Annotated in this window: 21 protein-coding genes; 13 read left to right on the top strand and 8 right to left on the bottom strand. The window is 72.1% G+C overall.

Annotation, left to right across the window (positions count from 1 at the left end):
• Positions 1 to 36: 36 nt before the first annotated feature.
• Complete coding sequence (gene ychF, locus D1J60_RS22745) at positions 37 to 1,125, bottom strand: redox-regulated ATPase YchF (RefSeq protein ID WP_125602168.1); 1,089 nt, start codon at positions 1,123 to 1,125, stop codon at positions 37 to 39.
• A 150-nt stretch (positions 1,126 to 1,275) separates the two neighbouring features.
• Here ychF and D1J60_RS22740 point away from each other — a divergent pair, with 150 nt between their 5' ends.
• Positions 1,276 to 1,767 (top strand): DUF6542 domain-containing protein, encoded by a 492-nt coding sequence (locus tag D1J60_RS22740; protein WP_241253369.1) that lies wholly within the window; start codon positions 1,276 to 1,278, stop codon positions 1,765 to 1,767.
• Position 1,768: 1 nt separating this feature from the next.
• Here the strand turns inward: D1J60_RS22740 and ppgK are convergent, their stop codons facing one another.
• Complete coding sequence (gene ppgK, locus D1J60_RS22735) at positions 1,769 to 2,518, bottom strand: polyphosphate--glucose phosphotransferase (protein ID WP_125822342.1); 750 nt, start codon at positions 2,516 to 2,518, stop codon at positions 1,769 to 1,771.
• Positions 2,519 to 2,537: 19 nt separating this feature from the next.
• Entirely contained in the window at positions 2,538 to 3,530 is a 993-nt protein-coding gene (locus tag D1J60_RS22730; RefSeq protein ID WP_125822341.1) for a 4-hydroxy-3-methylbut-2-enyl diphosphate reductase, read from the bottom strand.
• Between the two features lie 95 nt (positions 3,531 to 3,625).
• Here D1J60_RS22730 and D1J60_RS22725 point away from each other — a divergent pair, with 95 nt between their 5' ends.
• The 4 genes from D1J60_RS22725 to D1J60_RS22710 all read left to right on the top strand — a co-directional run bounded on the left by D1J60_RS22725 (position 3,626) and on the right by D1J60_RS22710 (position 7,310).
• Positions 3,626 to 5,005 (top strand): APC family permease, encoded by a 1,380-nt coding sequence (locus D1J60_RS22725; RefSeq protein WP_125822340.1) that lies wholly within the window; start codon positions 3,626 to 3,628, stop codon positions 5,003 to 5,005.
• 33 nt (positions 5,006 to 5,038) lie between these two features.
• Entirely contained in the window at positions 5,039 to 6,331 is a 1,293-nt protein-coding gene (gene xseA / locus D1J60_RS22720; RefSeq protein WP_125822339.1) for an exodeoxyribonuclease VII large subunit, read from the top strand.
• Positions 6,332 to 6,382: 51 nt separating this feature from the next.
• A complete protein-coding gene (locus D1J60_RS22715; protein ID WP_125822338.1) occupies positions 6,383 to 6,622 on the top strand; it encodes an exodeoxyribonuclease VII small subunit in 240 nt (79 codons plus the stop codon).
• 97 nt (positions 6,623 to 6,719) lie between these two features.
• Positions 6,720 to 7,310: a malonic semialdehyde reductase gene (locus D1J60_RS22710; protein WP_125822337.1), complete on the top strand. Its 591-nt coding sequence runs from the start codon at positions 6,720 to 6,722 to the stop codon at positions 7,308 to 7,310.
• A 176-nt stretch (positions 7,311 to 7,486) separates the two neighbouring features.
• On the opposite strand, the gene D1J60_RS22705 is transcribed toward D1J60_RS22710, so the two are convergent.
• The gene (locus D1J60_RS22705; RefSeq protein ID WP_241253592.1) at positions 7,487 to 8,014 is read right to left on the bottom strand and encodes a DUF4245 domain-containing protein; all 528 of its coding nucleotides are present in this window, start codon (positions 8,012 to 8,014) and stop codon (positions 7,487 to 7,489) included.
• 183 nt (positions 8,015 to 8,197) lie between these two features.
• Here D1J60_RS22705 and glpX point away from each other — a divergent pair, with 183 nt between their 5' ends.
• A complete protein-coding gene (gene glpX, locus D1J60_RS22700) occupies positions 8,198 to 9,229 on the top strand; it encodes a class II fructose-bisphosphatase (RefSeq protein WP_125601814.1) in 1,032 nt (343 codons plus the stop codon).
• Between the two features lie 165 nt (positions 9,230 to 9,394).
• Here glpX and D1J60_RS22695 read toward each other — a convergent pair whose 3' ends face one another.
• Positions 9,395 to 9,766 (bottom strand): WhiB family transcriptional regulator, encoded by a 372-nt coding sequence (locus D1J60_RS22695; protein ID WP_125601839.1) that lies wholly within the window; start codon positions 9,764 to 9,766, stop codon positions 9,395 to 9,397.
• A 156-nt stretch (positions 9,767 to 9,922) separates the two neighbouring features.
• On the bottom strand, positions 9,923 to 10,603 hold the full coding sequence (locus D1J60_RS22690; protein ID WP_241253591.1) for a DUF1707 domain-containing protein: 681 nt from the start codon (positions 10,601 to 10,603) through the stop codon (positions 9,923 to 9,925).
• A 156-nt stretch (positions 10,604 to 10,759) separates the two neighbouring features.
• Here D1J60_RS22690 and D1J60_RS22685 point away from each other — a divergent pair, with 156 nt between their 5' ends.
• Together D1J60_RS22685 and D1J60_RS22680 are read left to right on the top strand one after the other, a co-directional pair.
• Positions 10,760 to 12,424, top strand: coding sequence for a fumarate hydratase (locus D1J60_RS22685; RefSeq protein WP_125822334.1), 1,665 nt, complete (start codon positions 10,760 to 10,762; stop codon positions 12,422 to 12,424).
• Between the two features lie 150 nt (positions 12,425 to 12,574).
• On the top strand, positions 12,575 to 13,348 hold the full coding sequence (locus D1J60_RS22680; protein WP_125822333.1) for a glycerophosphodiester phosphodiesterase: 774 nt from the start codon (positions 12,575 to 12,577) through the stop codon (positions 13,346 to 13,348).
• A gap of 88 nt (positions 13,349 to 13,436) precedes the next feature.
• Here D1J60_RS22680 and D1J60_RS22675 read toward each other — a convergent pair whose 3' ends face one another.
• Positions 13,437 to 14,966, bottom strand: coding sequence for a ricin-type beta-trefoil lectin domain protein (locus D1J60_RS22675; protein ID WP_125822332.1), 1,530 nt, complete (start codon positions 14,964 to 14,966; stop codon positions 13,437 to 13,439).
• A 107-nt stretch (positions 14,967 to 15,073) separates the two neighbouring features.
• Here D1J60_RS22675 and D1J60_RS22670 point away from each other — a divergent pair, with 107 nt between their 5' ends.
• The 3 genes from D1J60_RS22670 to D1J60_RS22660 all read left to right on the top strand — a co-directional run bounded on the left by D1J60_RS22670 (position 15,074) and on the right by D1J60_RS22660 (position 19,687).
• Entirely contained in the window at positions 15,074 to 16,477 is a 1,404-nt protein-coding gene (locus D1J60_RS22670; protein ID WP_125822331.1) for a class II fumarate hydratase, read from the top strand.
• Positions 16,478 to 16,580: 103 nt separating this feature from the next.
• Complete coding sequence (locus D1J60_RS22665) at positions 16,581 to 17,306, top strand: DUF402 domain-containing protein (RefSeq protein ID WP_125822330.1); 726 nt, start codon at positions 16,581 to 16,583, stop codon at positions 17,304 to 17,306.
• 251 nt (positions 17,307 to 17,557) lie between these two features.
• Positions 17,558 to 19,687 (top strand): ATP-binding SpoIIE family protein phosphatase, encoded by a 2,130-nt coding sequence (locus tag D1J60_RS22660; protein WP_125822329.1) that lies wholly within the window; start codon positions 17,558 to 17,560, stop codon positions 19,685 to 19,687.
• Positions 19,688 to 19,771: 84 nt separating this feature from the next.
• Here D1J60_RS22660 and D1J60_RS22655 read toward each other — a convergent pair whose 3' ends face one another.
• The gene (locus tag D1J60_RS22655; RefSeq protein ID WP_125822328.1) at positions 19,772 to 22,063 is read right to left on the bottom strand and encodes a transglycosylase domain-containing protein; all 2,292 of its coding nucleotides are present in this window, start codon (positions 22,061 to 22,063) and stop codon (positions 19,772 to 19,774) included.
• A 244-nt stretch (positions 22,064 to 22,307) separates the two neighbouring features.
• Between D1J60_RS22655 and D1J60_RS22650 the strand changes: the two genes are divergently transcribed.
• Together D1J60_RS22650 and D1J60_RS38165 are read left to right on the top strand one after the other, a co-directional pair.
• Entirely contained in the window at positions 22,308 to 23,219 is a 912-nt protein-coding gene (locus D1J60_RS22650; protein WP_125822327.1) for an SPFH domain-containing protein, read from the top strand.
• 140 nt (positions 23,220 to 23,359) lie between these two features.
• Positions 23,360 to 23,545: a hypothetical protein gene (locus tag D1J60_RS38165; protein WP_128637102.1), complete on the top strand. Its 186-nt coding sequence runs from the start codon at positions 23,360 to 23,362 to the stop codon at positions 23,543 to 23,545.
• Positions 23,546 to 23,690 lie beyond the last annotated feature (145 nt).

Genomic DNA, 23,690 nt, shown 5'->3' with positions numbered 1-23,690 from the left:
CTCCGTCGCAGGTCAGACGGCCTTTCGCCGAACGTATTAGACGTTGAAGCGGAACTCCACCACGTCGCCGTCCTGCATGACGTAGTCCTTGCCCTCCATGCGGGCCTTGCCCTTGGCGCGGGCCTCGGTGACCGAGCCGCACTCGACCAGGTCCGCGAAGGAGATGACCTCGGCCTTGATGAAGCCGCGCTGGAAGTCGGTGTGGATCACGCCGGCCGCCTCGGGGGCGGTGGCGCCCTGCTTGATGGTCCAGGCGCGGGTTTCCTTCGGGCCGGCCGTCAGGTACGTCTGGAGGCCCAGGGTGGCGAAGCCGACGCGGCCGAGGGTGGCGAGGCCGGGCTCGTCCTGGCCGACCGACTGGAGGAGCTCCAGGGCCTCCTCGTCGTCGAGCTCCGCGAGGTCCGCCTCGAGCTTCGCGTTCAGGAAGATCGCCTCGGCCGGGGCGACCAGGGCGGCCTGCTCCGCCTTGAAGGCCTCGTCCGTCAGCTCGTCCTCGTCCACGTTGAAGACGTAGAGGAACGGCTTGGTCGTCAGGAGGTGCAGCTCGTGGAGGAGGTCGCCCAGCTCCGTGCCCTTGGTGATGCCCTTGGAGAAGAGGGTGTCGCCGGCTTCGAGGATCTTCTTGGCCTCGACGACCGCCGCCAGGACCGCGACCTTCTCCTTCTGGAGACGGGACTCCTTCGTCAGGCGCGGCTCGGCCTTCTCGATGGACTGGAGGTCGGCGAGGATCAGCTCGGTGTTGATCGTCTCGATGTCGTCCTTGGGCGAGACCTTGCCGTCGACGTGGACGACGTTCTCGTCCTTGAAGGCGCGGATGACCTGGCAGATCGCGTCCGACTCGCGGATGTTCGCCAGGAACTTGTTGCCCAGGCCCTCGCCCTCCGAGGCGCCGCGCACGATGCCGGCGATGTCGACGAAGTCGACCGTGGCGGGCAGGACGCGCTGCGAGCCGAAGATCTCGGCCAGCTTGGCCAGGCGGGGGTCCGGGACGCCGACCACGCCGATGTTCGGCTCGATGGTGGCGAACGGGTAGTTGGCCGCCAGCACGTCGTTCTTGGTCAGGGCGTTGAACAGGGTCGACTTGCCGACATTCGGCAGGCCGACGATTCCGATCGTGAGCGACACGTTGGCGACTTCCCGTAGCTGGAGGGGGCGGCGGCCCGGAGGTGGGCCACCCGACAGTTTACTTTCCTGTGAGCGGCGCTGGACGTACGCGTGTCCGCGCCCGGATTCGGGGCCCTTCCCGCCTAGTTTGGTGGGGTGGAGCAATACAGGATGCGTTCGGTACGTCACCCGCGGGTGCCCGCCCGCGTGCCCGCCCGCGTGCCCGCCCAGGGGCGGCGCCCCGCGGCGCCCCGCCGGCTGCCCCGGCCCATGCTGACCGGCTTCGGTGCCGGGCTGTTCGCCTGCCTGGCGATGCTGCTGGTCGCGGGGGTCTGCCGGCTGCTCTTCGGCTCCTCGCTGTTCGCGTACGGGCTGCTCTTCCTGCCCGTCTCCGCCGCGGTCGGCGTGTGGGTGCGGCCGGCGGACCTGGTCACCGCGCCGATCTCGGCCCCCATCGCCTTCGCCGCCGGGGTGTGGCCCGTCTCGGGGGGCTCCGGCGGCTTCGGCGGGCAGCTGATGGGGGTGGTGTCCGCGCTGTCCCTGCACGCCGGGTGGCTGTACGCGGGCACGCTGGCCGCCGGGCTGATCGCGCTGGTGCGCCGGGCCGCCTTGAGCGGGCGCAAGCGGGCCGCCCGGCAGCAGCGTGCCAGGACGGCCTACTGAGCTACCGGGCCGCCCCGTCGCGCGCGGCCATCGCCGCGCCGACGATCCCCGCGTTGTTCTGGAGCTGCGCGGGGACGATCTCCGCCCGGATCCCCTGGATCAGCGGCAGGAACTTCTCCGGCTTGCGGCTGACGCCGCCGCCCAGGATGAACAGGTCCGGGGAGAAGAGCATCTCCACGTGGGCCAGGTACTTCTGCAGCCGGTGCGCCCAGCGCTCCCAGCTGAGGTCCCCGTCCTCCTTGGCCTTCACCGAGGCCCGCGTCTCCGCGTCGTGGCCCTTGAGCTCGAGGTGGCCCAGCTCCGTGTTCGGCACGAGCCGGCCGTCCTGGAAGAGCGCGCTGCCGATGCCCGTGCCCAGGGTGAGCAGGAGCACCGTGCCCGCCACCCCGCGCCCCGCCCCGTACGTCATCTCGGCGACGCCCGCCGCGTCGGCGTCGTTCAGGACCGTGACCGGCCTGCCGTCCAGCCGGGCGGAGAGCAGGCCCGCCGCGTCGAGGCCGATCCAGCCCGGGTCGACGTTGGCCGCGGTACGCGTGACGCCCCCCGTGACCACGCCCGGGAAGGTGACCCCGACGGGGCCGTCCCAGGAGAAGGCGCCGACCACCTCCGCGACGCATCCGGCCACCCCTTCGGGGGTCGCCGGATGCGGGGTGAGCACCTTGTGGCGCTCCTGTGCCAGCTCGCCGCGGTCCAGGTCCACGGGAGCGCCCTTGATACCGGAACCGCCGATGTCCACACCGAAGATCTGCATGGGCATACGGTACGAGGACTTACTTCTCGGCGACCAGTTCCGCGGCCTCGGCGCGCAGGTCGCGGCGCAGCTCCTTGGGCAGCGAGAAGGTGATGTGCTCCTCGGCCGTCTTGACGATCTCCACGTCCGCGTAGCCGCGCTGGGCGAGCCATTCGAGGACTTCCTCGACGAGGACCTCGGGGACGGAGGCGCCCGAGGTCAGGCCTACGGTGGAGACGCCGTCCAGCCAGGCCTCGTCGATCTCGCTGGCGAAGTCGACCAGGTGGGCGGCCTTCGCGCCGGCGTCGAGGGCGACCTCGACCAGGCGGATGGAGTTCGAGGAGTTCTTGGAGCCGACGACGATGACGAGGTCGGAGTCGGCGCCCATCACCTTGACGGCGGCCTGCCGGTTCGAGGTGGCGTAGCAGATGTCGTCGCTGGGCGGGGAGACGAGCAGCGGGAACTTCGTCTTCAGCGCGTCGACGGTCTCCATGGTCTCGTCGACCGAGAGGGTGGTCTGGGAGAGCCAGACGACCTTGGACTCGTCGCGGACCTCGACCTTGGCCACGTCGTCGGGGCCGTCGACGATGGTGATGTGGTCCGGGGCCTCGCCGGAGGTGCCGATGACCTCCTCGTGGCCCTCGTGGCCGATGAGGAGGATGTCGAAGTCCTCGTTGGCGTAGCGGACGGCTTCCTTGTGGACCTTGGTGACCAGCGGGCAGGTCGCGTCGATGGTCGCGAGCCGGCCGCGCGCCGCCTCCTCGTGCACCACCGGGGCCACTCCGTGGGCGGAGAACATCACGATGTTGCCGGGCGGGACCTCCTCCGTCTTCTCGACGAAGATGGCCCCCTTCTTCTGCAGCGTCTGGACGACGTACTTGTTGTGCACGATCTCGTGGCGGACGTAGACCGGAGCGCCGTACTGCTCCAGGGCCTTCTCGACGGCGATCACGGCACGGTCCACGCCCGCGCAGTAGCCGCGGGGGGCGGCGAGCAGGACGCGGCGGGCGGGAGCGGGGGCGGCAGCAGTCATGTGCTCCATCGTACGGGGGTCTCCAGCAGGCCGGGCGTCGCCCGTTCGGCACACACTTGGCCGAACGTACGTACCGACAGTCCTCCGGAGGATCAATGGCTTCCGCTACGGATTCCAGCACGGCGGCCCCCGCGGCGCTGCGCCGGAGCCTGGGCTTCCGGGACCTGGTGGTCTACGGGCTGCTCTTCATCGCCCCCATGGCCCCGGTGGGGGTCTTCGGCACCCTCGACGCGAAGTCGCACGGCGCGGTGGCCCTGGTGTACGCCGTCGCGACCGTGGCGATGGGGTTCACGGCCTTCTCGTACGCGCAGATGGTGCGGGTGGCCCCGCAGGCCGGCTCGGTCTTCACCTACGCCCGCAAGGGGCTCGGCGAGGGGGCGGGGCTGATCGCGGGCTGGATGGCGATGCTCGACTACCTGCTGATCCCGGCGGTGGCGTACCTGTTCTCCGGGATCGCCATGCACGCGCTGGTCCCGGAGGTGTCGCGGTGGGTGTGGACCGCGCTGGCGGTGGTGGTCACCACGGCGCTGAACCTGTGGGGGGTGAGGGCGGCCGCGCGGGTGGGTTTCGCCGTGCTGGCGATGGAGATCGTGGTGCTGGTGGTGTTCCTGGTGGCGGCGGGGACCGTGCTGGCCCGGGACGGGGCCCGGCGCGGCTGGCTGTCTCCGCTCACCGGGGACGGCTCGCTGGGCTTCTCGACGGCGGCCGTGCTGGGCGCGGTGTCCGTGGCCGTCCTGTCGTACCTGGGCTTCGACGCCATCGTCTCCTTCGCGGAGGAGGTCACCGGGGGCAGTGCCCGGGTGGCCCGGGCGGTGCTGTTCTGCCTGGCGCTGACCGGGGTGCTGTTCGTCGCGCAGACCTACCTGGCGGCGCTGCTGTCCCCGGTGTCCTCGGCGGAGCTGGCGGCGGACCCGGGGCGGCAGGGGCCGGCCTTCTACGACGCGGTCGAGGCCTCGGTCGGGCCCTGGCTGCACGACCTGGTGGCGGTGAGCAAGGCGGTCGGGGCGGCCTTCGCGGCGCTGGCCGGGCAGGCGGCGGCCGGGCGGCTGCTGTTCGCGATGGCCCGGGAGCGGCGGCTGCCGCGTGCGCTGGCCCGTACCTCGGACGGCACCCCGCGGGCGGCGCTGCTGGTGGCGGCGGCGGTGACGCTGGTGGCGGCGGTGTGGGCGGCCCGGCGCGACGACGGCCTCGGCCACCTGGTGTCGGTGGTGGACGTGGGGGCGCTGGTGGCGTTCACCCTGCTGCACGCGTCGGTGGTGGGGTGGTTCGTGGTCCGGCGGCGCGAGGGACCCCCGGTGTGGTGGAAGCACCTGGTGGTGCCGGTGCTGGGGGCGGCGGTGACGGTGGCCGTGATCGCGGAGGCCTCCCGGACGGCGCAGCTGGTGGGCGCGGTGTGGCTGCTGGCGGGGCTGACGCTGCTCCTCGTACAGCGGGGGCGCGGACGCGTGGGCGCCGACACCGGGCCCCGGGCCTGAGACGCTGTCAGCGGGGGCGGCTAGCCTGCCTGCATGGGTCTCAATACGTCGGCTGATGCGCCGCTGCCGGTCGGTCAGGTGTCCCGGCTCATCGGGGGCTGGATCGACCGCCTGGGGCAGGTGTGGGTGGAGGGGCAGATCACGCAGGTGTCCCGGCGGCCGGGGGCCGGGGTGGTGTTCCTGACGCTGCGCGACCCGTCGCACGACATCTCGATCAGCGTGACCTGCTTCCGCCAGGTATGGGACGAGGTCGCGGACCTGGTCTCCGAGGGCGCGCGGGTCGTCGTCCTGGCCAAGCCGGAGTGGTACGCCCCGCGCGGGCAGCTGTCCCTGCGGGTGACCGAGATCCGCCCGGTCGGGATCGGGGAGCTGCTGGCGCGCCTGGAGCGGCTGAAGCGGTCGCTGGCCGCCGAGGGGCTCTTCGCGCTGGACCGCAAGAAGCCGCTGCCGTTCCTGCCGCAGCTGATCGGCCTGGTGGTGGGGCGGGCGTCGGCGGCCGAGCGGGACGTGCTGGAGAACGCCCGACGGCGCTGGCCGGCGGTCCGCTTCGAGGTGCGCAACGTGGCGGTGCAGGGGGTGCACGCGGTGCCCCAGGTGGTGCAGGCGGTCAAGGAGCTGGACGCGCGGCCCGACGTGGACGTGATCATCGTGGCGCGGGGCGGCGGCAGCGTGGAGGACCTGCTGCCGTTCTCCGACGAGGAGGTCGTGCGGGCGGTCGCGGCGGCCCGTACGCCGGTGGTGTCGGCGATCGGGCACGAGCCGGACTCCCCGCTGCTGGACCTGGTCGCGGACCTGAGGGCCTCCACGCCCACGGACGCGGCCAAGAAGGTGGTCCCGGACGTCGGCGAGGAGCTGATGCGGGTGCGCCAGCTCCAGGAGCGGGGGCTGCGGGCGCTGCGCGGGCTGCTGGAGCGGGAGGAGCGGGGCCTGGCGCACGCGCTGGCGCGCCCGGTGTTCGTGCACCCGCGGCGGATGGTGGAGGTGCGCGAGGACGAGCTGGAGGCGCTGCTGGCCCGCGCCCGGCGCACGCTCGGGCACCTGCTGGACCGGGCCGACTCCGAGCTGGAGCACACCCTCGCCCGGGTGGTCGCCCTGTCGCCGGCGGCCACGCTGGAGCGCGGGTACGCGGTGCTCCAGCGGGAGGACGGGCACGTGGTGCGGGCGGCCGCGGAGGTCGCGGCGGGCGACGTGCTGCGGGCCCGGGTGGCCGCGGGCGAGTTCACGGTGGCCGTCGCCGGTACGGGTCCGTCGGCGGCTCCGCCGCAGGTCCCGGAGGCGGCACTGGAGGGCGGCTCGACCGCCGGTCCAGAACCCCTCGAAAGCTGACATATTGCACGATGATCAGACGCATCACACACCTACGATGGGACCCAAGGAATGACCGACACCGATACGGCGCTGGGGTACGAGCAGGCACGGGACGAGCTCGTGGAGGTCGTCCGCAAGCTGGAGGCCGGCGGCACCTCCCTGGAGGAGTCCCTGGCCCTCTGGGAGCGCGGCGAGGAGCTGGCGAAGGTCTGCCGGCACTGGCTCGAAGGGGCCCGCGCCCGGCTGGACTCGGCACTGGCCGCCCGCGAGGCGGCCGCCGGGGACGACGGGAACGGTCGCGACGAGTGACGCGCACCACCCGCCCCAGCAAGTAGTTGAAATTTCATCTACTTTCGCCGTAGAGTCGGAGCCATCGCTTCACCACCGCATAGAAGAAGGCTTACCGATGTCTCTCGTGCTCGACGCCGCTGCCCAGGACCTGCTGTTCCGCGAGGCCCGCACCGCCAACTCGTTCTCCGACGAGCCGGTGACCGAGGAGCAGGTCCAGGCCATCTACGACCTCGTGAAGTTCGGCCCCACCGCCTTCAACCAGACCCCGCTGCGCATCACCCTCGTCCGCTCCGCCGAGGCCCGCGAGCGCCTCGTCAAGCACATGGACGAGGGCAACAAGGCCAAGACGGGTGCCGCCCCGCTGGTCGCCATCCTCTCCGCGGACAACGAGTTCCACGAGGAGCTCCCCCAGCTGCTGCCGCACTTCCCGCAGGCCAAGGACGCCTTCTTCTCCGAGCGCCCGGTCCGCGAGCAGGCCGCCCTGCTGAACGGCGCCCTCCAGGCCGCGTACTTCATCATCGGCGTCCGCGCCGCCGGCCTGGCCGCCGGCCCGATGACCGGCCTGGACTTCGCCGGCGTGCAGAAGGAGTTCCTGGACGCCGACCACACCCCGCTGATGGTCGTCAACATCGGCAAGCCGGGCGAGAACGCCTGGTTCCCGCGCTCCCCGCGCCTGGACTTCGACCAGGTCATCACCACCGTCTGAGCCGCCCGCGCCGTCTGAGCACCGGCACGGACAGGAAGCACGACGCGACACGAGAGGCCGCCCGCCCCGGGACCCCGGGGCGGGCGGCCTCTCCTCGTCGCTCTTGTGGCCGTACGCCGCTGCCGTTCTGTCGTCCTCCCGGCCGTACGCCGCACGCCGCACGCGCGGCGCGGCCGCTAGGGGGCCTGCTGCCCCTGCTTGAACTCCAGCGCCGCCGCCATCGCTCCGAGCCGCTCGAAGCCGGCCGTACCCGTCACGACGGTCACGTAGCCCTGCTCCTGCCGCACGAGCGCGTCGTACTTCTCGCCGTCCCAGCGTTCCCAGGCCCGGTCGCCGACCTGCTGGGTCTCGCCGGTGGACTTCGCCTGCTGGGTGAGCTTGGCCACGTTCTTGGCGGAGGCGTCGGTGGACTGCTCCACCGCCACGTACTGCTTGTCCGGGTCCTGGAAGCCCAGGTGCCAGGCGTTCGCGTTCTTGCGCTCGAAGGTGACCGACGTCGCCCGCCACTGCTCCGGAAGGCCGACCGGGGCCGCCACGGGGTACGGCGCGGCGCGCCGGGCCGTGATGGTCTCCACGCGGTAGTCCACCGTGCGCGTCGGGTCGGCATCTTCGTCATGGGGGATGAATATGTAGATGCCCGCCACGACCACGCCGATCACCGCCAGCGACCGGACCATGTCCCAGACCGTCTGCTTGCCTTTCATACCTGCCACGGCACCATCGTCCCGCATCGCCGTCGGCGATCAACGGCGGGGGTGTCCGCTCAGCCGTACGACATCACCGATATACCGCTCATACGTGACCCGGTCTGCTCAATATGTCGATGAACCGATAGAGTTCCAGCACCCTCACATCCCGGCCGTCGTCGTACAGAAAGGTGCGCTCCGATGACCGAGCACAACCTGCCGCCCCAGCTCGAAGTCGCCCCCGACTCGCCTGACCGCAACCTCGCCCTGGAACTCGTACGGGTCACCGAGGCCGCGGCCCTCGCCGCGGGCCGGTGGGTCGGCCGTGGCGACAAGCTCGGCGCCGACGGCGCCGCGGTCAACGCGATGCGCACCCTGATCTCCACCGTCTCGATGAACGGCGTCGTCGTCATCGGCGAGGGCGAGAAGGACGAAGCCCCGATGCTCTTCAACGGCGAGCGGGTCGGCGACGGCACCGGCGCCGAGGTCGACATCGCCGTGGACCCGATCGACGGCACCACGCTGAACGCCAAGGGCATGCCCAACGCCATCGCCGTCCTGGCCGCCGCCGACCGCGGCACCATGTTCGACCCGTCCGCGGTCTTCTACATGGACAAGCTGGTCACCGGCCCCCAGGCCGCCGACTTCGTCGACATCAACGCCCCCGTCTCGGTGAACATCCGCCGCGTCGCCAAGGCCAAGAACATCGCCCCCGAGGACGTCACGGTCGTCATCCTGGACCGCCCCCGCCACGAGGGCATCGTCAAGGAGATCCGCGAGACCGGCGCCCGGATCAAGTTCATCTCCGACGGCGACGTCGCCGGCTCGGTCATGGCCGTCCGCGAGGGCACCGGCGTCGACCTGCTGATGGGCATCGGCGGCACCCCCGAGGGCATCATCTCGGCCTGCGCCATAAAGTGCCTCGGCGGCGTCATCCAGGGCAAGCTGTGGCCCAAGGACGAGGCCGAGCGTCAGAAGGCCCTCGACGCCGGACACGACCTGGACCGCGTCCTGACCACGAACGACCTGGTGTCCGGCGAGAACGTCTTCTTCGTCGCCACCGGCATCACGGACGGCGAGCTGCTGCGCGGCGTCCACTACCGCTCGGAGACCGCGACCACGTCCTCGCTGGTCATGCGCTCGAAGTCGGGCACGATCCGGCAGATCGACTCCACGCACCGCCTGTCGAAGCTGCGCGCCTACAGCGACGTCGACTTCGACCGCGCCCGGTAGGAGCGGTCCGGCCGGTGACGGCACGACGAAGGGGCGGCCCCTGTGCGGGGGGCCGCCCCTTCGGTACGTCCGGTGCCGGTGCATCCGATGCGGGTACCTCCAGTGCCGGTACGGCCGGTACGCGCGCCCGCGCGGCCGGCAGGTCCGCGGCGCGCCCCGCGCCGGTCAGCCCGCCGCGGCGACCGGTCCGGGCGCGCCCGGGAGCAGCTCGGCGGCGCGGCGCCGCCTGCGCCCCAGCACCACCCGGCGCTCGGCGGCGGTGAGCCCGCCCCAGACCCCGTACGGCTCCGGCTGGAGCAGGGCGTGCTCGCGGCAGGCGACCATCACCGGACAGCGGGCGCACACCCTTTTGGCGGCCTCCTCGCGGGCCAGCCGGGCCGCGGTCGGCTCCTTGGACGGTGCGAAGAAGAGTCCCGCCTCATCCCTGCGGCAGACGGCCTCGGCGTGCCAGGGGCCGTCTTCTTCCCTGGCCGGAACCCGCGGCTTCGGCACGGCTGCCGGGCGCGTCGGAAGGCTCTGGACGGCGGCTGCCTGCAGGGACTGATGCGGCGGATGCGGCACGGTCTACTCCTGACGACGTATACGCGAGCGAGAGACGATGCACCAGTCCCTACCCGCTGCGCGTGCCGCTATGCGCCGGGTGCCGCCGGGGCGGCCTGGTTCGTCCGAAACCGGCCGCAGCGCGGTCAGGTTTCAGTCCAAGTGCTTGCGGAGCCTGGCGGCCAGGTCGACGAGGCGGAATCCGCGCTTGGGCCGGGCCTCGATGTTGCCGAGCAGGGCGAAGCCGCGGACGATCACCACGGGCGCCTGCGGGTCGGCGGCGACGCCCTCGCCGCGCACTTCGAAGTTGCCGAGGACGCCGCTGCCGTAGCCGCGCAGGGTGACGTTCTCGGGGACCAGGACCTCGACGTTGCCGAGGACGCTGGTCACGGTGATCTCGGTGACCTGCTGCTCGAAGACGGCCTCGGAGAGGTCGATGGTGATGTCGCCCATGACCGATACCGCGCGGGTGCGGGCGCCGGGGCGCCAGCGGCCCTTGCGGGCGGAGCTGCTGCACACCGCGACCACCGTCTCCACGGGCCCGCCGACGGCCGTGGCCGTGGCAGCGACGGGAGTGGCGGGAGTGGCCGGCCGGCGGCCGCCCGTGTCCGCCGGGAGGTCGCGCACCAGCAGGTCCAGCTCGCCGACCGTCTTGACGGCGTACAGGGTGTCCAGGCGCTCGGAGTGCTCCTCGGAGGTCAGCCTGCCCTCCGCGAGGGCGTCGGAGAGGATCTGCGCGATCCGGTCCCGGTCGGCGTCGGAGGCGCGCAGCCCGGAGGGGCCCGCGGCCCCGCCGCCCGGCGCGGGGGCAGGGGCGGCGGTGTGCTTTTCCATGTCCACGCCGCCCAGCATAGCGAGACACGATAGATCGCGATACTGCTGGGTGAGCCTTACCTCACAGCCACGCCCGGCGCGAGAGGTCCTACGCTTGATGTCCGCGCTGCCAATTGGTCGCCAGCGCTGTCTGCCGAGTGAGGAATGGCTACCCAAATGCCGGAGTTCGCGTACACCGACCTGCTGCCCCTGGGCGAGGACACCACCCCCTACCGGCTGGTCACCTCGGAGGGCGTCTCGACGTTCGAGGCCGACGGCCGTACGTTCCTCAAGGTCGAGCCCGAGGCGCTGCGCACGCTCGCCGCCGAGGCCATCCACGACATCCAGCACTTCCTGCGCCCCGCGCACCTCGCGCAGCTCCGCCGGATCATCGACGACCCGGAGGCCAGCTCGAACGACAAGTTCGTCGCGCTCGACCTCCTGAAGAACGCGAACATCGCGGCGGCCGGCGTCCTGCCCATGTGCCAGGACACGGGCACGGCGATCGTCATGGGCAAGCGCGGCCAGAACGTCCTCACGCAGGGCGGCGACGAGGAAGCCCTCTCGCGCGGCATCTACGACGCCTACACCAAGCTGAACCTGCGCTACTCGCAGATGGCCCCGCTGACCATGTGGGAGGAGAAGAACACCGGCTCGAACCTGCCCGCGCAGATCGAGCTGTACGCGACCGACGGCGGCGCGTACAAGTTCCTCTTCATGGCCAAGGGCGGCGGCTCGGCCAACAAGTCCTTCCTCTACCAGGAGACGAAGGCGGTCCTCAACGAGGCCTCCATGATGAAGTTCCTGGAGGAGAAGATCCGCTCGCTCGGCACCGCGGCCTGCCCGCCGTACCACCTGGCGATCGTGGTCGGCGGCACCTCCGCCGAGCACGCGCTCAAGACCGCGAAGTACGCCTCGGCGCACTACCTGGACGAGCTGCCCCGCGAGGGCTCCGCCCTGGGCCACGGCTTCCGCGACGAGGCCCTCGAGCAGCAGGTCTTCGAGCTGACCCAGAAGATCGGCATCGGCGCCCAGTTCGGCGGCAAGTACTTCTGCCACGACGTCCGCGTCGTCCGCCTCCCCCGCCACGGCGCGTCCCTGCCGGTCGCCATCGCGGTGTCCTGCTCCGCGGACCGCCAGGCGGTCGCGAAGATCACCGCCGAGGGCGTCTTCCTGGAGCAGCTGGAGACGGACCCCGCGCGCTTCCTGCCCGACACCACGGACTCCCACCTGGACGAGGCCTCGGACGTGGTCTCCATCGACCTGAACCAGCCGATGGACGAGATCCTGGCGACCCTGACCAAGCACCCGGTCAAGACCCGCCTGTCCCTCACCGGACCCCTGGTCGTGGCCCGCGACATCGCGCACGCCAAGATCAAGGAGCGGCTGGACGCGGGCGAGGGCATGCCCCAGTACCTCAAGGACCACCCGGTGTACTACGCCGGCCCCGCGAAGACCCCCGAGGGCTACGCCTCCGGCTCCTTCGGCCCGACCACGGCCGGCCGCATGGACAGCTACGTCGAGCAGTTCCAGGCGGCGGGCGGCTCCAAGGTCATGCTGGCCAAGGGCAACCGCTCGCAGCAGGTGACGGACGCGTGCGGCGCGCACGGCGGCTTCTACCTCGGCTCGATCGGCGGCCCGGCGGCGCGCCTGGCGCAGGACTGCATCAAGAAGGTCGAGGTCCTGGAGTACGAGGAGCTCGGCATGGAGGCGGTCTGGAAGATCGAGGTCGAGGACTTCCCGGCCTTCATCGTCGTCGACGACAAGGGCAACGACTTCTTCCAGAACCCGGCACCCGAGCCGACGTTCACCCACATCCCGGTCCGCGGCCCGGGTCTGTGACCCTGTGAGGACGAGGGGCCCCTGCCGCCGAACGGCGCAGGGGCCCCTCGCATGTCGGCCCCCCTGCCGCCGCCACCGCGGTGGTCCCGGTTAACGTCGGGTACGCCGCGCTGCGGCGGCCCGTTCACCCCGGTTCGCAAGGATCCCCGTATGACAGCGACGACCCCCTTCCTCCGCACCGCCCGCGCCACGCGGGTCGTCGCGCATCGCGGGGCCTCCCACGAGCACCCCGAGCACACCGTCGAGGCGTACCGCAAGGCCATCGCCGACGGGGCCGACGCGCTGGAGTGCGACGTGCGGCTGACCCGTGACGGGCGGCTGGTGTGCGTGCACGACCGGACCGTGGAGCGGACCTCCGACGGGCGGGGGGTGGTCTCCGCGATGACGTACGAGGAACTGTGCGCGTACGACTTCGGCGGGTGGAAGGGCGAGGAGCACCGCGGGGCGCGGGTGCTGCTCTTCGAGGACCTGCTGCGGGAGGCCCTCGCCGCGGACCGGCCCGTCGGGCTGGCCGTGGAGACCAAGCACCCCACCCGGGCCGGCGGGCGGCTGGAGGCCGAGCTCGTCCGGGTGCTGAAGGAGTACGGGCTGGCGGACGGCGCGGACGGCCGCGTCGAGGTGATGAGCTTCTCCCGGAACGCGCTGACCCGGATGCACCGGCTGGCGCCGGGGCTGCCGGCCGTGTACCTGATCGAGCGGGCCGTGCGGCCGCCGCGTCCGCCGTTCGCGGGGCACGCGGGTCCCGGGATCGACCTGGTGCGCAGGGATCCGGGGCTGGTGGGGCGGCTGCGGGCGAAGGGGCTGCGGGTGCGGGTGTGGACCGTGGACGAGCCCGAGGACGTGGAGCTGTGCGTGCGGCTCGGGGTGGAGACGATCATCACCAACCGGCCCCGGCAGGTACGGGAGCAGCTGGAGGCCATGTAGCGGCGGCCCCTGGGTGTGGGAACACCCGGCCGGGTCGGTCCGGCCGGGTGTGGGGGGGGTGCGGTGGCGGTGCGGGGCGGCCCGGGAACTACGCGAAGCGCTGGTTCGCGGAGCCGTTGCAGGGCTGGAGGCGCAGCTGCTCGTGGGCGGCGGCGACGGTGAGGCACATGCCGGGGGCGGCTGCGGGGCGCAGGGTGGCGCCGTCGCGGACGAACTGCTGGTTGGCGCCGCCGTGGCAGTTGTAGAGGATCAGCCCGGTGCCGGCGCCGTAGTCGGCGCCCGGGGCGTCGAGGCAGCGGTCGTGGGTGAGCTCGACGTGGAGGGACTTCTTGGCGGAGTCGTACCACCAGCCCTGGTTGCGGCCGCCGTGGCAGTCCCAGCCGACCACCTTGGTCTCGTTGGCGCTGGAGCCGCCGAAGGAGTCGAGGCAGTTGCCGGTGGCCTCGTTCTTGACGGGCTTGTAGAGGGAGTCCCAGGCGCCGGCCTGGAGTACGGGGGTGCCGGTGCTCGCCGGGTCGGCGCAGGAGGCCTCGCGCAGGCCGGAGTCGTAGAGCTGGGTGAGGCAGGACGCGAAGGCGCCGTGGCCGCGGTAGTTGGGGTGGAAGGACTGGCGGGCGGTGTTCTCGTCCCAGGGGAAGTGGTCCCCGAGGTCGAGGTAGAGGCCGCGGGCCCAGGTGTCCTCCATGCAGACCTCGTGGCCGTGGAAGAGCCGCGAGTTGTCGAGGTAGACCGCGCCGGAGGCGAGGGCGGCGGCGCGCATGCCCTTCTCGAAGGTGGGCACGGCGTAGTTGCGGCCCCAGGTGGCGTCGGAGTCGTAGCCGGCGCAGCCGCCGGGGAGCTTGCCGGGGAAGCCGGGGTTGTCGTTGAAGTCGGGGCCGATGGGGCTGGGGTAGCCCATGACGACGAGCTTGTAGTCGGTGTCGGCGTAGCCGGCGTCGCGCATGACGGTCTTGAGGTCGGCGACGGTGGCTTCGACCTTGGGCTTCAGGCCGTCGACGCGGGCCTGCCAGCCGGGTCCGTACTTGGGCTCGCAGGTGCCCTGGCTGAGCACCCAGCGGGTGACGCAGTCGGTCATGACGGGGCCGAACTGGAGGTCGTCGTTGGCTCCGGCGACCAGCACCACCATCTTGATCCTGGTGTTGCGTGCCTTGATGGCGAGGCTGTCGCTCTGTACGAGTTCGTCGGCGTACTGCTTGCTGCCGCCGATGCGGATGTTGCCCGTGTAGCCGCCGGAGCAGGCGACGTTGAAGGTGAGGTCGGCGGGGATGCCGGTGCGGTGGATGGCCGCGTCGGGTGAGCGGTGGCACTGGTTGGACGGGGTGTTGGTGGCGGGGTCGTAGTTGCCGACGCCCTCGCCGGAGATCTCGCTGTCGCCGAGCGAGATGAGGCCGCTCTTGCGCTGGGCGGGCGGGCGGATCGCCGGGTCCCCGTAGATCTTGACGGCCTCGGCGGCGCGTACGGCCTCCAGTTCCGGGGGCAGTGGTGCGATCGAGCCGGACGCGGCGGGTGCGGCCTGGGCCAGGGGGGTGACGGCGGTGACGCCCCCGAGGGCGGCCGCGAACGCCGCGACGGCGGCGAAGGTACATCTGAGCGTGGGTTTCGTGCGGGCACGTGCCATGAACGCCTCCCCGGTATCGGTGTTACCCCCGGTATTTACTGGCCGGTAGGGGAGATGGGAACAGTTCGAACAAGACAATTGCTCAAGTTTCTGAGGAGGCTACAAAGATGACTGACGATCAGCAGCCGCAGGCGTTCCGGACCGAGCACGACTCCATGGGCGAGGTACGCGTCCCCGCGCACGCCAAGTGGCGCGCGCAGACCCAGCGCGCGGTGGAGAACTTCCCGCTCTCCGGGCAGCGCATCGAGCGCGCCCACATCGAGGCCCTCGCCCGGATCAAGGCCGCCGCCGCCCTGGTCAACGCCCGGCTGGGGGTGGTGGACGAGGACGTCGCGCAGGCGATCCGCTCGGCCGCCGCGGAGGTCGCCGAGGGGCGCTGGGACGAGCACTTCCCCGTCGACGTGTTCCAGACCGGGTCCGGGACCTCGTCCAACATGAACGCCAACGAGGTGATCGCGACCCTGGCCACCGAGCGGCTCGGGCGCGAGGTCCACCCCAACGACCACGTCAACGCCTCGCAGAGCTCCAACGACGTCTTCCCCTCGTCGATCCACGTCGCCGCCACCGCCGCCGTCCTGCACGAGCTGATCCCGGCCCTGGAGCACCTCGCCGCCGCCCTGGAGCGCAAGGCGGCCGAGTTCGCCGAGGTGGTCAAGGCCGGGCGCACGCACCTGATGGACGCCACCCCGGTCACCCTGGGCCAGGAGTTCGGCGGGTACGCCGCCCAGGTCCGCTACGGCGTCGACCGGCTGCGGGACGCCCTGCCCCGGCTGGCCGAACTCCCGCTGGGCGGTACGGCGGTGGGCACCGGCATCAACACCCCGCCCGGCTTCTCGGCGGCCGTGATCGCCGAGGTGGCCGCCGCGACGGGGCTGCCGCTGACCGAGGCGCGCGACCACTTCGAGGCCCAGGGCGCGCGGGACGCGCTGGTGGAGACCTCGGGGGTGCTCCGTACGATCGCCGTCTCGCTCACCAAGATCTGCAACGACCTGCGCTGGATGTCCTCCGGCCCGCGCACCGGATTGGCCGAAATCAATCTGCCGGATCTCCAGCCGGGGTCCTCGATCATGCCGGGGAAGGTCAATCCGGTCGTCCCCGAGGCCCTGTTGATGATCGCCGCGCAGGTGATGGGGAACGACGCGACGGTCGCCGTGGCGGGCGCCGCCGGCAACTTCGAGCTCAATGTGATGCTCCCGGTGATGGCCCGGAACCTGCTCGAATCGATCCGTCTGCTGGGCAACGGGAGCCGGCTGCTGGCCGACCGCACCGTGGACGGGATCACCGCCAACCCCGAGCGGGCCAGGGAGTACGCCGAGTCCTCCCCCTCGGTGGTGACCCCGCTCAACCGGTACATCGGCTACGAGGAGGCCGCCAAGGTGGCCAAGCGGGCGCTCGCCGAGCGGAAGACGATCAGGGAGGTCGTCCTGGAGTCCGGCTACGTGGACCGGGGCGCGCTGACCCTCGCCCAGCTGGACGAGGCGCTCGACGTCCTGCGGATGACCCGCCCCTGAAACCGGTTCCGGACAGGGGCCGAATCCGGTCGTTCGGCGTCCCCGGCCCCCGCCGTGACCTGCACCGCAGCATCTCGTAGGGCCGCAGCCCTAAGATCTGCGCATGACAGGTACGTACGGGGGGTCCGGGGGCGGCGCGGCGCGGCGGCCCGTCGCGGGTGACGCGGCGCCGGAGCGGCGCTGGGCGCCCGGGGAGCAGATCCTGTGGCGCTACCGCGACCACGCCCCGGGGCGGGCCGGCCCGGTCCACATCGCCCGCCCGGTGACGGTGGTGCGCGACACCGACGAGCTGCTCGCCGTGTGGATGGCGCCCGGCACCGAGTGCGTCAAGCCGGTGCTGGCCGACGGCAGTCCGGTGCACCGGGAGCCGCTCGCCACCCGCTACACCGCGCCGCGCACCACCGCGCGCTCGCGCTGGTTCGGCGGGGGCGTGCTGAAGCTGGCGCGGCCCGGGCAGCCGTGGTCGGTCTGGCTGTTCTGGGACGACGGCTGGCACCTGCGGAACTGGTACGTCAACCTGGAGGAGCCCCGCACCCGGTGGGCCGGCGGGGTGGACTCCGTGGACCACTTCCTCGACATCGCGGTCTACCCGGACCGCAGCTGGAAGTGGCTGGACGAGGACGAGTTCGCGCAGGCGCAGCGGATCGGGCTGATGGACCAGGACCAGGCGCGCCGGGTGGTGGACGCGGGGCGCTCGGCCGTGGAGGTCGTCAAGGCCTGGGGGGCTCCGTTCTGCGACGGATGGCAGGACTGGAGGCCCGATCCGGCATGGCGAGTTCCGGTTCTGCCCGAGGACTGGGACCGCACCCCGGCGCATATGACCTCATGAGACCCTTGATGCGCCCCCGGGGGTCAACCGTAGGATCGTCCTCCGCAGGTCGTGCACGAGGGGCCCCACCGGTCCCTCATCCGTAAATGACCTGGGGCGACCGGGACTTGACCGGAGGTCAACGCGAGCGAAAGGTAACGAGCGGGACGCGGTACCCGGGGGTGATGGTGCCCCCGCCGCTGAGCGGGTATACCGCGACTGACCGAGTTGAGTGCAGCGCACATCGAGCGCAAACGGACGGAATTCCACGCGTGACGGAGTACCCCACCTCCCAGGAGGGCCCGCAGCCCACCGTCGCCTCCGGCGGAGGTACGGATGAGCTCGGCCACGGCAAGGCCCCCATCGCGGCCGCCGAGGCCGTACGCACGCATGCCGACTTCCCGCGCCCGCGCGGCACCACCGGCGAGGGCTCCGGGCACGGCCCCGCGGACGGCGCGGCCACGGCCCGCGGACGGGACGGCGAGGCCGCGCGCAACGCCGGCCGGCGCACCCCGGCCGACGGGGAGCCCGGCGAACCGGCCGCCGACGGGGCCGCCGCCACGGCCGTACGGGCCGTCCCGCTCCCGGCCTCCGGGGCGGGCGCCGGCTCGGGCACCGGCCCCGCCTTCGGGGAGGCCGGCGTGGCCCGCCGCGAGGGCGACCGGCTGCGCTTCGTCGGCGCCGCCACGCGCCGGATCGCCCGCGGCATCGACCTCGACGAGATCGTGCTCGGCCTGTGCCGGGCCACCGTGCCGACGTTCTCCGACGCCATCCTCGTCTACCTGCGCGACCCGCTGCCCGTCGGAGACGAGCGGCCCGTCGGCCCGGTCGTTTTAAGGCTGCGCCGCACCGACCGGCTCCGGCCGATCGACGACCTGACCGACGCCGCCGAGGGTGCCGGGGGCGCGGGGGCCGCCGGCGAGCTCGACTTCAGCCAGCTGCCGCTGGTCGGCCCGCAGGGTGACCTGCCCGCGGCCGAACTGTGCGAGATCCGCCCCGGCGGGGCCCTCGCCGAGGTGCTGCGCGGCGTACGGCCGGTCTTCGGGTCGGCCGCCGGGGCCAAGGACGCGCTCCCGGAGCTGCTCGGCGCCGACCATCCCGTACCGCGCGGCCAGCGGGCCATCCTGGCCCCGCTGCGGGGCCGCCGGCGCGTGATCGGCGCGGCGGTGTTCCTGCGCACCCCGGACCGGGACGCGTTCGAGACGAACGACCTGCTGGTGGCCGCCCAGCTGGCCACGCACACCGCGCTCGGCATCGACAAGGCCGTGCTCTACGGGCGCGAGGCCTACATCGCCGACGAGCTCCAGCGCACCATGCTGCCCGACGGCCTCCCCCAGCCCACCGGGGTCCGCCTCGCCTCCCGCTACCTGCCCGCCGCCGAGACCGCCCGGGTGGGCGGCGACTGGTACGACGCCATACCGCTGCCGGGCAGCCGGGTCGCGCTCGTCGTCGGCGACGTCATGGGCCACTCCATGACCTCCGCGGCGATCATGGGCCAGCTGCGCACCACCGCGCAGACCCTGGCCCAGCTGGACCTGCCGCCGGCCGAGGTGCTGCACCACCTGGACGAGCAGGCCCAGCGGCTGGGCTCCGACCGGATGGCCACCTGCCTGTACGCGGTCTACGACCCGGTCTCGCACCGCATCACCATCGCCAACGCCGGCCACCCGCCGCCGGTGCTGCTGCACCTGGGCGGCCGCGCCGAGGTGCTGCGGGTACCGCCGGGCGCCCCCATCGGGGTCGGCGGCGTGGACTTCGAGGCCGTGGAGCTGGACGCCCCGGCCGGGGCCACCCTGCTGCTGTACACGGACGGGCTGGTGGAGTCCCGGCTGCGGGACGTGTGGACCGGCATCGAGCAGCTGCGCGAACGCCTCGCGACGACCGCGCAGCTGACCGGGCTGGACCACTCGCCGCCGCTGGAGGCCCTCTGCGACGACGTGCTGGACATGCTGGGCCCGGGCGACCGGGACGACGACATCGCGCTGCTCGCGGCCCGCTTCGAGGGCATCGCGCCCAGCGACGTGGCGTACTGGTTCCTGGACCCGGAGGAGACCGCTCCGGGCCGGGCCCGCCGGTTCGCCCGGCGCGCGCTGTCCCGCTGGGGCCTGGAGGAGCTGAGCGACTCGCTGGAGCTGCTGGTCAGCGAGGTGGTCACCAACGCCGTCCGGTACGCGGAGCGCCCGGTGACGCTGCGCCTGCTGCGCACGGACGTGCTGCGCTGCGAGGTCGGCGACGACTCCCCGCAGCTGCCGCGGCAGCGGCGGGCCCGGGACACCGACGAGGGCGGGCGCGGCCTGTTCCTGGTCAACCGCCTCGCCCGGCGGTGGGGTGCGACCCGGCTGAGCAGCGGCAAGGTGGTCTGGTTCGAGCTCCCGCTGCCGGGGCCGCACGAGCGGCGCTGAGCGCCGGCGGGACGCGCGGTACGCGGAGTACCGGAAACGGGGACGGCCCCGCAGCGGATGCTGCGGGGCCGTCGTCGTACGCGCCTACCTGTCTTCCGCGTTCGGAAGGGGCGGGAAGGGCGGTGTCGGGTCCTTCGTCGGCGGGGTCGGCTTGCCCGTCGGCGTGGTGGGCTTGCCGGTCGGCGTCGTGGGCTTGCCGGTCGGCGGGGTCGAGCCGCCGGAGCTGCCGGACGGGTCCGGGGTGCCGGTCGGGCGGGTGCTGCCGGAGCCGGACGGCGTCGGGGTGGCGGAGCCGCTGGGGGTGGCCGTGGGGCTCGGGGCGCGGGACGGCGCCGGGGTGCCCATCCGGGCGTCGTCCAGGTCGAACTGGCCCGTGGTCGTGCCCTTGAGCGCGGCCGTCGTGTACGCCTGCCAGATCTGCGCGGGGAAGCTGGAGCCGCCGGCGCGGCCCTTGCCGGCGGTACCGGTCAGGGTGACCTGGCCGTGGGTGTTGGGGTCCTCGCCGAACATCGCGACGACGGTGACCAGTTCCGGGGTGTAGCCGGTGAACCAGGCGGCCACGTTGGACTCGGTGGTACCGGTCTTGCCGGCGGCCTCGTAGGCGGAGCTGCGGACGGCCTTGCCGGAGCCGTTCTCGACGACGCCCGTGAGGACCTTGGTCACGGTGTCGGCGGTGGTGCTGGTGAGCACCTGGGAGCCGATGGGGTTGACGGGCTTGAACTCGCCGTCCTTGTGCTCGGCCTTCTTGATGATGCTCGGGGTGACCTTCTTGCCGTGGTTGTCGAGGGTGGCGTAGACGGCTGCCATCTCGACGGTGTTGGCGCTCATCGTGCCGAGCGACATGGCGGGGCTCGTCTGCGGCCAGCCCGGGCGGTCGGTCATGCCCATGGAGAGGGCGGTCTTCTTCACGTTGACGGGCTTGGCGTCCACGATCATCTGGGCGTACACCGAGTTCACGGAGGAGTTGGTGGCCTCCTGGACCGAGATCATCGGGTCGCCGTAGTTCTCGTTGTCCTGGTTCTGCGGGGCGAACGGGGTGTCGCTGCCGACCACCGGGCGCTTGCTGGTGCCGTCGTAGAGGGTGCTCGGGTTGATCGGGCGGCCGTCCTGGGTCTTGGACCCGTTCTCCAGGGCGGAGGCCAGCACGATCGGCTTGAAGGTCGAGCCCGGCTGGAAGTCGGTGCGCAGCGCGTTGCTCGCCGCCTTCTCCGCCAGGCCCACGCCGCCGTACATGGCGACGATGTGGCCGGTCTTGGCGTCGACGGAGGTGGCGCCGGCCTGGACGCTCTGGTCCTGGGGCCGGTTCTTGGTGTCCTTGCGGTCGAGCTTGGACTCCAGCTCGTCCTGGACGGCCTTCTCCAGCGCGGCCTGCTTCTTCTTGTCGATGGCGAGGGTGATCGTCCAGCCGCCGGCGTTGATCTGGGCGTCCTTGATCCCCTGCCGGTTCATCTCGGCCTCGGCGGCCTGGATGAGGTAGCCCTTCTGCCCGTCCATGCCCGGACGCGGCTTGGGCTTGATCGGCTCCTGGAACTTCAGGGTCTTGCGCTTGGCCTCGTCCAGCTTGCCCATCTCGACCATGTTGTCGAGGACGGCGTTGAAGCGGATCATCACGAGCCGCTTGCCGTTGGGGCCGGCGGTCGCCCAGTCGTACTGGCTGGGGGCCTGGATGACGGCGGCGAGGTACGCGCCCTGCTCCAGGGTCAGCTTGTCCGAGTCGACGCCGTAGTAGGCCTGGGCGGCGGCCTGGATGCCGTACGCGTTGCGGCCGTAGAAGTTGGTGTTGAGGTAACCGGCGAGGATGTCGGGCTTCTCCATCCGCTGGTCGACCTTGAGGGAGATGACCAGCTCCCGCAGCTTGCGCGTCGGCGACTGGTCCTGGGTCAGGTAGTAGTTCTTGACGTACTGCTGGGTGATCGTCGAGCCACCGGCGGTGCCCTTGCCGCGGACCGTGTTGACGAGGCCGCGGAGCACGCCCATGACGTCGACGCCGCGGTCCTTGTAGAAGGTCTTGTTCTCGATCGCGATGAACGCGGTGCGGACGTCCTCGGGGACCTTGTCGATCGGGACGATCTCGCGGTTCATGTCGCCGGTGCGGGCCATGATCGAACCGTCGGCGTACTTGTACGTGTTGCTCTGGAGCGTCGCGGTCTTGTTCGGGTCGGTCGGCTCGTCCACGGAGAAGTAGAGGGCCACGGCCCCGACCACCAGGAGGACGATGCCGCCGAGGAAAGTCCACAGCAGCGTCTTCCAGTTGAGGAAGCGACGTATGCCACTGCGCTTCTTCGCCGCCTTGCCCGGGCGCCCGCCGGCGCGCCCGCTCGGCGCATTCCGCGCACCGCGTTGCTGCTGCGCCCGTCGCGCATCTGCTCGGCCCATCGCTCCCGCTCCGCTCGATTACCCCCCCGACGTCAGCTCAGAAAACTAACACCGCAGGCTGTGACAAAGGTTGATCAACCCAGATCAATACCGGTCAATTCGGACGTGAGAATCAGCACCCACTCCGATGGAACCGACGCCCACGATGCCGGAAGGGTTGCGGTGTCCGCAAAAAGTGATATCACTTTGATAGGGCGCCACGGTCGACGGCGACCGGACACAACTGACCAAACGGGGGCATTCCATGACGAACACAGCGGACGCGCGACCGAGTGCGGTACGGGAGTTCACGGCGCGCAGCGTCGGCGGCGGCCCCGCCCTGCTGCTCGGGCTGGCCGGCGTGGCGGCCGGGGCGGGCCTGCTGGCGCTCGCCGCCGCGTCGGACGCGACGGCGGCCAAGGCGGCCCTGATCCCGCTGGGCTTCCTGCTGTTCCTCGGCTCGATCCTCGCGATGGCCGGCCTCAACACGGTGGCCCCGGGCGAGGCCCGGGTGGTCCAGCTGTTCGGCCGCTACCGGGGCACGGTCCGCACGGACGGACTGCGCTGGGTCAACCCCCTGACCTCGCGCCAGAAGATCTCCACCCGGGTGCGCAACCACGAGACGGCCGTCCTCAAGGTCAACGACGCCTACGGCAACCCGATCGAGCTCGCGGCGGTCGTGGTGTGGAAGGTCGCCGACACCGCGCGCGCCGTCTTCGAGGTCGAGGACTTCACCGAGTTCGTCGAGACCCAGACCGAGGCGGCGGTCCGGCACATCGCCATCGAGTACCCCTACGACGCCCACGACGAGGGCGGCCTGTCGCTGCGCGGGAACGCCGAGGAGATCACCGAGAAGCTCGCGGCCGAGCTGGCGACCCGGGTCGAGGCGGCGGGCGTGGAGATCATCGAGTCCCGCTTCACGCATCTCGCGTACGCTCCGGAGATCGCCTCCGCGATGCTCCAGCGCCAGCAGGCGGGCGCGGTCGTGGCGGCCCGCAAGCAGATCGTCGAGGGCGCGGTGGGCATGGTGGAGCTCGCCCTGACCCGGCTGGCCGAGGAGGACATCGTGGACCTGGATCCGGAGCGCAAGGCCTCCATGGTCTCCAACCTGATGGTGGTGCTCTGCGGCGACCGCGCGGCCACGCCGGTCATCAACACGGGCACCCTCTACCAGTGACCCCCGCCGCCGCTCCCCGCCCCGGCGGGCCCCAGGGCCAGGGTTCCGGTGCGGGTTCCGGCGCCGGCCAGGGTTCCGGTCCCGCCCCGGGCCCGGCCGAGGGCCAGCCCGCCCGGGCGGCCCGGCAGGCGCGCAAGCAGGTGCTGCTGCGGCTCGACCCGCAGGTCTACGACGCCCTCGCGCGCTGGGCCGGCGAGGAGCTGCGCAGCACGAACGCGCAGATCGAGTTCCTGCTGCGCAGGGCCCTGTCCGAGGCGGGCCGGCTCCCCGGCGGCGCCGCCCCGATCCCCCCGCGCGGCCGCCCCCGCAACGCACCGGACTCCTGAGCCCGCAAGCCCGCGAGGCCGTGCGCCCGCAAGCCCGCTGCCCGTACCGAAGGCCCGTCGACTCCCCGTCGGCGGGCCTTCGGCACGCCCGCGCCGCACATCCACACGTCAGCCGTCTATACACCGTGCGTATACACACCATGTA

Source organism: Streptomyces sp. W1SF4 (genome assembly GCF_003950035.1).
Classification (GTDB): domain Bacteria; phylum Actinomycetota; class Actinomycetes; order Streptomycetales; family Streptomycetaceae; genus Streptomyces; species Streptomyces racemochromogenes.
The sequence above is the reverse complement of the archived record's forward strand: the minus strand, read 5'-3'. Positions and strand labels throughout refer to the sequence as shown.

Excerpts from the sequence above, each read along its gene's own strand:
- D1J60_RS22705 (WP_241253592.1), bottom strand. The coding sequence starts at position 8,014 with ATGAAAGGCAAGCAGACGGTCTGGGACATGGTCCGGTCGCTGGCGGTG.
- glpX (WP_125601814.1), top strand. The coding sequence starts at position 8,198 with ATGACCGAGCACAACCTGCCGCCCCAGCTCGAAGTCGCCCCCGACTCG.
- D1J60_RS22740 (WP_241253369.1), top strand. The coding sequence starts at position 1,276 with ATGCGTTCGGTACGTCACCCGCGGGTGCCCGCCCGCGTGCCCGCCCGC.
- xseA (WP_125822339.1), top strand. The coding sequence starts at position 5,039 with ATGGGTCTCAATACGTCGGCTGATGCGCCGCTGCCGGTCGGTCAGGTG.
- D1J60_RS22655 (WP_125822328.1), bottom strand. The coding sequence starts at position 22,063 with ATGGGCCGAGCAGATGCGCGACGGGCGCAGCAGCAACGCGGTGCGCGG.
- ppgK (WP_125822342.1), bottom strand. The coding sequence starts at position 2,518 with ATGCAGATCTTCGGTGTGGACATCGGCGGTTCCGGTATCAAGGGCGCT.
- D1J60_RS22730 (WP_125822341.1), bottom strand. The coding sequence starts at position 3,530 with ATGACTGCTGCCGCCCCCGCTCCCGCCCGCCGCGTCCTGCTCGCCGCC.
- D1J60_RS22650 (WP_125822327.1), top strand. The coding sequence starts at position 22,308 with ATGACGAACACAGCGGACGCGCGACCGAGTGCGGTACGGGAGTTCACG.
- D1J60_RS22670 (WP_125822331.1), top strand. The coding sequence starts at position 15,074 with ATGACTGACGATCAGCAGCCGCAGGCGTTCCGGACCGAGCACGACTCC.
- D1J60_RS22725 (WP_125822340.1), top strand. The coding sequence starts at position 3,626 with ATGGCTTCCGCTACGGATTCCAGCACGGCGGCCCCCGCGGCGCTGCGC.
- D1J60_RS22710 (WP_125822337.1), top strand. The coding sequence starts at position 6,720 with ATGTCTCTCGTGCTCGACGCCGCTGCCCAGGACCTGCTGTTCCGCGAG.
- D1J60_RS22690 (WP_241253591.1), bottom strand. The coding sequence starts at position 10,603 with ATGGAAAAGCACACCGCCGCCCCTGCCCCCGCGCCGGGCGGCGGGGCC.
- D1J60_RS22685 (WP_125822334.1), top strand. The coding sequence starts at position 10,760 with ATGCCGGAGTTCGCGTACACCGACCTGCTGCCCCTGGGCGAGGACACC.
- D1J60_RS22680 (WP_125822333.1), top strand. The coding sequence starts at position 12,575 with ATGACAGCGACGACCCCCTTCCTCCGCACCGCCCGCGCCACGCGGGTC.
- D1J60_RS22665 (WP_125822330.1), top strand. The coding sequence starts at position 16,581 with ATGACAGGTACGTACGGGGGGTCCGGGGGCGGCGCGGCGCGGCGGCCC.
- D1J60_RS22675 (WP_125822332.1), bottom strand. The coding sequence starts at position 14,966 with ATGGCACGTGCCCGCACGAAACCCACGCTCAGATGTACCTTCGCCGCC.
- D1J60_RS22715 (WP_125822338.1), top strand. The coding sequence starts at position 6,383 with ATGACCGACACCGATACGGCGCTGGGGTACGAGCAGGCACGGGACGAG.